The organism is Solimicrobium silvestre (genome assembly GCF_002976435.1).
GTDB lineage: Bacteria > Pseudomonadota > Gammaproteobacteria > Burkholderiales > Burkholderiaceae_D > Solimicrobium > Solimicrobium silvestre.
The window spans coordinates 180,088-186,087 of the sequence record NZ_PUGF01000009.1 but is presented as its reverse complement, the minus strand read 5'-3'; the positions used below and the strand labels follow the sequence as shown (position 1 = coordinate 186,087).

5 protein-coding genes are annotated in these 6,000 nt (G+C 46.2%); 2 read left to right on the top strand and 3 right to left on the bottom strand.

The genetic code is table 11. The features are described from left to right. Positions 1-779: 779 nt before the first annotated feature. Positions 780-1,427: a dihydrofolate reductase family protein gene (locus tag S2091_RS11295; RefSeq protein WP_105531917.1), complete on the top strand. Its 648-nt coding sequence runs from the start codon at positions 780-782 to the stop codon at positions 1,425-1,427. A 329-nt stretch (positions 1,428-1,756) separates the two neighbouring features. Here the strand turns inward: S2091_RS11295 and S2091_RS11290 are convergent, their stop codons facing one another. Together S2091_RS11290 and S2091_RS11285 are read right to left on the bottom strand one after the other, a co-directional pair. Further along, a complete protein-coding gene (locus S2091_RS11290) occupies positions 1,757-2,281 on the bottom strand; it encodes a hypothetical protein (protein ID WP_105531916.1) in 525 nt (174 codons plus the stop codon). A gap of 259 nt (positions 2,282-2,540) precedes the next feature. Beyond that, a complete protein-coding gene (locus S2091_RS11285; RefSeq protein ID WP_105531915.1) occupies positions 2,541-3,596 on the bottom strand; it encodes a DNA-binding protein in 1,056 nt (351 codons plus the stop codon). Between the two features lie 139 nt (positions 3,597-3,735). Here S2091_RS11285 and S2091_RS11280 point away from each other — a divergent pair, with 139 nt between their 5' ends. Then, positions 3,736-4,932: a tyrosine-type recombinase/integrase gene (locus tag S2091_RS11280; protein ID WP_105531914.1), complete on the top strand. Its 1,197-nt coding sequence runs from the start codon at positions 3,736-3,738 to the stop codon at positions 4,930-4,932. Positions 4,933-5,035: 103 nt separating this feature from the next. Here S2091_RS11280 and S2091_RS11275 read toward each other — a convergent pair whose 3' ends face one another. Beyond that, entirely contained in the window at positions 5,036-5,851 is an 816-nt protein-coding gene (locus S2091_RS11275; protein ID WP_105531913.1) for a class I SAM-dependent methyltransferase, read from the bottom strand. Positions 5,852-6,000: the final 149 nt, after the last annotated feature.

Genomic DNA, 6,000 nt, shown 5'->3' with positions numbered 1-6,000 from the left:
TCCAAACCAATCATTTTTACGGTAGTATCCATTTCGGACTCCTTCTCTTGATTGTCGCTTGCCAGCCCACCTGGCTCGCTAGGCACATTATGATGCCGTTTTCAGGAGGGTGGAGTCCATTTCATTAAGGTGTATTTCGTAGGGCGCAATGGGCTTCATCTATTGCGCCGCATGTTAGGTGGGCAAGATCGGCGCAATGCGCTACGCATATTGGCACCCTACTTTATATTTTTATTTACCGTAAATTGATTTTCGAATGTCAGCAGTGTAGAACCTCGACCGTCAACTATGGGCACAACAGAATCAATACGGCAGGTTGGGCTGGAGTTTTATCAGCCCAACGTTTTTTAAATCATGAATAAAATAATTTGAATACTGAATAATTCAAATTTTTAACGCACTAACGTTTTTTGTTGCAACGTGTTGGGCTGAAAGATGGGCGCTATTCGGGACGTGGGACTGAAATGGAATTCAAACCTTTTGGAACTGAAATCTATTTTGACTACGAAGATCGTCAAGCCAGTGAGGATTGGCCTGATGTTGATCCAGGAACTTCACCAGCCTTTTAGGTAGCAAAGAAGTCTAGTAAAGTTTTAATATGACAGTTGTCGGCAGCACATACGAGACATTCGTGAATGGGCTCAAAAACAGCCAGTTTGTAATTAATAGCAATAAAAAACATATGTTAAGCAGACGGTTTCAAGTTGCAGCCTTATTAGATGCGTACCTAAGCAGTTAGGCGACAACACTTCCGTCATAAAATATTAAAGGAGTTAACCATGTCAAAGCTGCGTGTAGAGTGCTTCTCAATGTCTGTTGATGGATTCTGTGCCGGACCGAACCAAAGCCTTGAAAATCCGCTCGGTGTTGGTGGAATGGGTCTGCACGAATGGGCTTTCCCTACCAGGACATTCCAGAAAATGCACGGAAATGGGGATGGCACAACTGGCATCGATGATGATTATTGCGCTCGAGGATTCAGTAACATCGGCGCATGGATTTTAGGTCGCAACATGTTCGGGCCGGTTCGTGGACCTTGGCCAGACATGAGTTGGAAAGGTTGGTGGGGCGACAACCCCCCATACCACACACCAGTTTTTGTGCTGACTCAGCATCCGCGCGAATCTATCACAATGGAAGGTGGTACTGTTTTTCACTTCGTCACAGACGGCATTCTCATCGCGCTGGAACGTGCAAAAGAAGCGGCGATGGGAATGGATGTTCGGGTTGGCGGTGGCGTAGCCACGGTTCAACAATACCTACGCGCCGGGTTGGTCGACGAGATGCATATTGCTATCGCGCCAATCCTGCTCGGTAGCGGGGAGAGCTTGTTCTCCAACATTGACATGCCTTCACTTGGGTACCAGTGCTCCGAACACGTGAGCTCACCGAATGCCATGCACGTGATTCTTAAGAAGAAAACATAGGGTTATTAATGAAATTCTATTGTTGTTCTAAAATTCAATTGTTTGAATCTCTGTCGTCACCCAGCACAAAACTGCCACTGAAACTGCTATGCAAATTGCACTTAAAACTTGAATTTACGATCCACTTAAAAAACGCGTAATGTCGGTTGAGCTAATGGCCGCAATGCGAAGGTCAGGAGTCTGCCAGAATATTGGATGACTGACTCCTGACGGCACTAACCGTCGTTGATAAGTAATCCTGTTTGCGGACAGAACACTTTAGCAAACTTACCTTTGTTAGGAATATCGATGCTAAATAGCAGTCGTTGTACGGCACCGGGTTAGTTCGTTCATTTCCCAAATTGTTTTTTTGTCGATTTGGCGCAATCATCTTTTTGAACGCCATTCAGAGCATCACATTTTTTGATCGCCGCAATGTAGTTGGTAGCCAGTCTGTCGTCATTTGGAGAAGATGTTGCCTCTCCAATTTTTTTTACTGCAGCGGCATTTTGTTTTTCTGCGACCATCGTCGCCTCGGCGTCTTTGACGCATTCTTCTCTTGGATTGCCGTGCCGGCTTTCGCACATAGCTTTTTTGACTTCAAAATTGACATCGGCAATATCGATGCGTGCAATAAAACGCGCCTCGGGTGTGTCTTTGTACACTGCGGTAGCATTCGATTCAGTTTGAGTTTGTGCTGCTTTCGCCTGCGCGACACAGAGATTTTTAGCGATGTCGGCCATGCGGTCGCATCGCGCACGCGCCAGTTTGTAGTCTGATTCGGCTTTTTCAGTCGTTGCGATATATCTGGCTTTCGGGTTCGTGCTTGCAGAAAATACAGGAACGGAAAATTGAAGAACAGCTATTGTCAGCATCAGTCCGAAAATATTCCTCATAATTTACTTTCAGATATGGTTGAGATTGGGCGTATTGGGAACACTGATTGAACTTTGTCAATTGCTATCAGCCCGATATTTTTACGCCGATTGATCGCGTTTGTCAGTTCGATAACGCACGGAGCTATAAGTTTTTTTACATAGCTGCTATCGGCATCTGGGTACAATCGGCACAGTCAGTCGCTCGATGGACGTTCAGATTTGAACTAATGAATTTTAATGCATAGCACTGAAAAAATTATTCCGCTTTTACCCTACGAAATGCCCGTGTTAATTTTGGCGTCTCGTTCTTTAACTCCGTAATTGCTCGCTGCAGATCCTCAGCGTTACGGCGCCAGTTTTCAGAATCGTTTCGCGCATCCGATAGCTGCGTGCCGATATCGGCTAGTTGCACCTGTGCGATTTTTAAATCATTAGCTATTACGTCACGACCAGCAAGTGCCGACTGCAGCTTGCCCTCCACTATCCCCGTGTTTTGTCGAATGTCGCCAAGCTGAGCCTGCAAGTTAGTAATTTCGGACTGCATACGCTCGTTGAGCTGAGCCGCTGTGGTGCGGGTGGTATCCAAATCCTTTTGCAATTTGGAACTCGTGCTGCGCTCCCGGTCAATTTCAAGTAAGGCGCGTATTTCTGATGCCCTAACTCTTTCATCGGCCAATTGTGCGGCTGCGCGCAATTTCTCCAATTCAGCCGTGAAATCCCTGCGGGCATCGACTAACAGTTGTTGCTGAGCGAGATTATCGGTTCTGGATTGATGCAATTGCAGCTCTAAACTGGCATTTGTCGCCATAGCTGCCGCCAAGTCTTGATTAAGCACGCTGATGCGGTTATGCGCCGCGTTGAGTTCACCTTCGGCTTTTTCTAACGCCTCACGCGTTATGCGGCTTTCAGTTTCTGCGGTTTCGGCTGTAGCTTTGGCTTCGGTGACTTGCGCTTGGGCTTCGCTGCGGTACGTTGCAAGTGAGTCATTGGCAAGCGTTTGCGCTGATACCCACAAAGTAGCGGTTAATTCACCGGCCGCGGTTTTTAGCGCATCTGGCAGATCGGGATGTTCAATTCTGACCCTGCTCTTTTCGCGCATATCTTCCCAAAATTTGCCCAAGGCTTCGGCTGGCGCAGACATGCTGCCTTTACGCACCAATTGATAAAGCTTATTTGCCGTCGGTGTTATGCCATAGCGGAAAAACAGCAAAGCACAAACTTCCCGATACAACTCCTGCGTTTGTTGAAACTGCTCGCGCAGCAGTTCAATATCGGCAAGAAGCTGTTTTTCATTGGCAATTGATGTTTCCATGCTAACTTTCAGTTAAAAATATCAGTTAATAATACTACGTATTACGTTAAATATCTAATTAACTAAAATTAAAATATGACATTATTCTTTTAATGTCGATTAAAATGATGATCCTGTTAAATTGTGCATTCGAGAATCTATGTCGCAAGAAAAATCCTTATTGATCGCCGCTATGTCGCCAGTTACTTTGGATAATGTCTTTTTATCGACTGATTTGGATGGAACGTACGGAAGTAATCGTGCCGTCGGCAATCGCTCACAAATCGCGGCCAATAATGACATTGAAGCAATTAAAGCCTGGTTAGCGCGGTTCACAGATACCAAAACCACGTTTGATAATTACCGCAAGGAAGCTGAACGCCTATTACTTTGGTCAACAATTCAGCAGCAAAAATCGCTCTCATCGCTAACTCACGAAGATTTACTGCTTTATCAGCATTTTTTAGAAGATCCACAGCCCGCATCAAGATGGATCATGCGCGATAGCCGTAAATTTGCTCGCGCCAATCCGGAGTGGCGTCCTTTTGCCGGACCGCTCTCCCCCACCAGCCAGCGACAAGCGATTGTTATTCTAAATACGTTATTTTCCTGGCTGGTCAATGCAGGTTATTTGGCTGGCAATCCGCTTTCATTGTCGCGGCAGCGTGCACGCAAGGCCAAGCCGCGGATAACGCGCTATCTGGATGAGGGGTTGTGGCTGGATGTGAAGCAAACCATTGAATTGCTACCCAAGGAAACAAGCCGGGAGCGTGAACATTATTATCGATTGCGTTGGTTATTTTCTGTGCTGTATCTATGCGGCCTGCGTATTTCAGAAGTGGTTGAAAATAATATGGGCTGTTTCTTTTGCCGGCGCACCAAAGAAGGTGAAGAGAATTGGTGGCTAGAAATTTTGGGTAAAGGGGAAAAGTTACGCTTAGTCCCAGCTACGAGTGAGTTGATGATGGAATTGGCCCGTTATCGCCGTGAAAAGGGTTTAACGCCCCTGCCCTTAGCCGGTGAAATTCACCCTCTTTTGTTACCGATTGGTGAGCAGCGCCGCCAAATGACGCGTGGTGCCGTGCATGCCATCGTAAAACAGGTGTTCAAAGATACGTCGGATCGAATCAGACTGCGTGGCGATGACTGTAACGCGTTGGCAGATCGGGTAATGGCTGCGTCAGCGCATTGGTTGCGGCATACAGCAGGTTCTCATATGGCAAATAAGGATGTGGATTTACGCCATGTGCGCGACAATTTAGGGCATGAATCACTGAGCACCACCAGTCATTATTTACATTCAACTGATGATGCACGGCATAGAGAGACGGAAGCTCTACATAAGATTGAATGGTAACAATTGGCAATGGACATTAGGCATTGGCTTCATAAAACGAATGATCACATAACCATCGTGATCATTCGTCAGCTGCAAGAATCTACCAATAAATCAGCAATGCTCAACTGCCCGTCATTGGCGCGGTTGTATGTGATGCCATATCTAGCGGTTTGCGGAAACGAAGAATGAATTGATCGGTTTTGCCACGAATAGATGGATCAAAAACCGCCACACTGTGCGAATCGGCAGGGTTACGTAATGCCATTGATTCACCGTCTAAAATAAAACCGGCCGCAGTCACTTCCTTCACCACAAGTGCTCTATCAATACGATGCAACTTAGCAATAGAAGCGTCATCCAGCCCGGCGGCACCGGCATGATCAAGCACAACATATAGCCCACCCGGTTTCAGTGCATCGAAAACTGCTTTATTTAGCTGAGCAGTGGCGTCTGCGCCGCCCGCAATATGAACATCATGATAATTCTGCGAAGTCCAAACCAAATCAACCTTTACCGGCACATTCATTTGCACGCCATTGGAAATCGCATCATGCACATTGGTGTGTCCAGGCTCAACAGAAACTGACGGCGGTAAAGAACGTCCCTTAAACTTGTCGATCAAAAATTGAGGCATAACTGCATATACCGCCCCTTGCGTCCCCACTGCTGCGCTAAAGATACGGGTGAAATAACCTTTGCCTGGAATATAGTCAATAACTAGCTGCCCGGGTTTTACCTGCGCAAATTCAAGCATCTCTGCAGGCTTACGATCAGTATCGCGCGCCTTATCTTCCGCGGGACGCGAAACTTCGGTGTTGATGGCGCCATCTTTCACTACATCTGTCGCACGCGCCTGATTAATTGACATTAACAACGTAATTACAAAACAAAGCACGAAAAGTAAATTGTGCTTAGACAAATTGAACAGTAATTTCATGGGTCAAATCCTCAATAGTTGTGTTGGTTGCTTTAATTCACTTCTCAAGATTACTCAACAGCAAGCCTTCGTCACTCAGAACTGTGTCATAAAAGTGCAAATCCAAGCAGTTCTGGTGCGTTAGCATGATGAGGATAGAACACTGAATT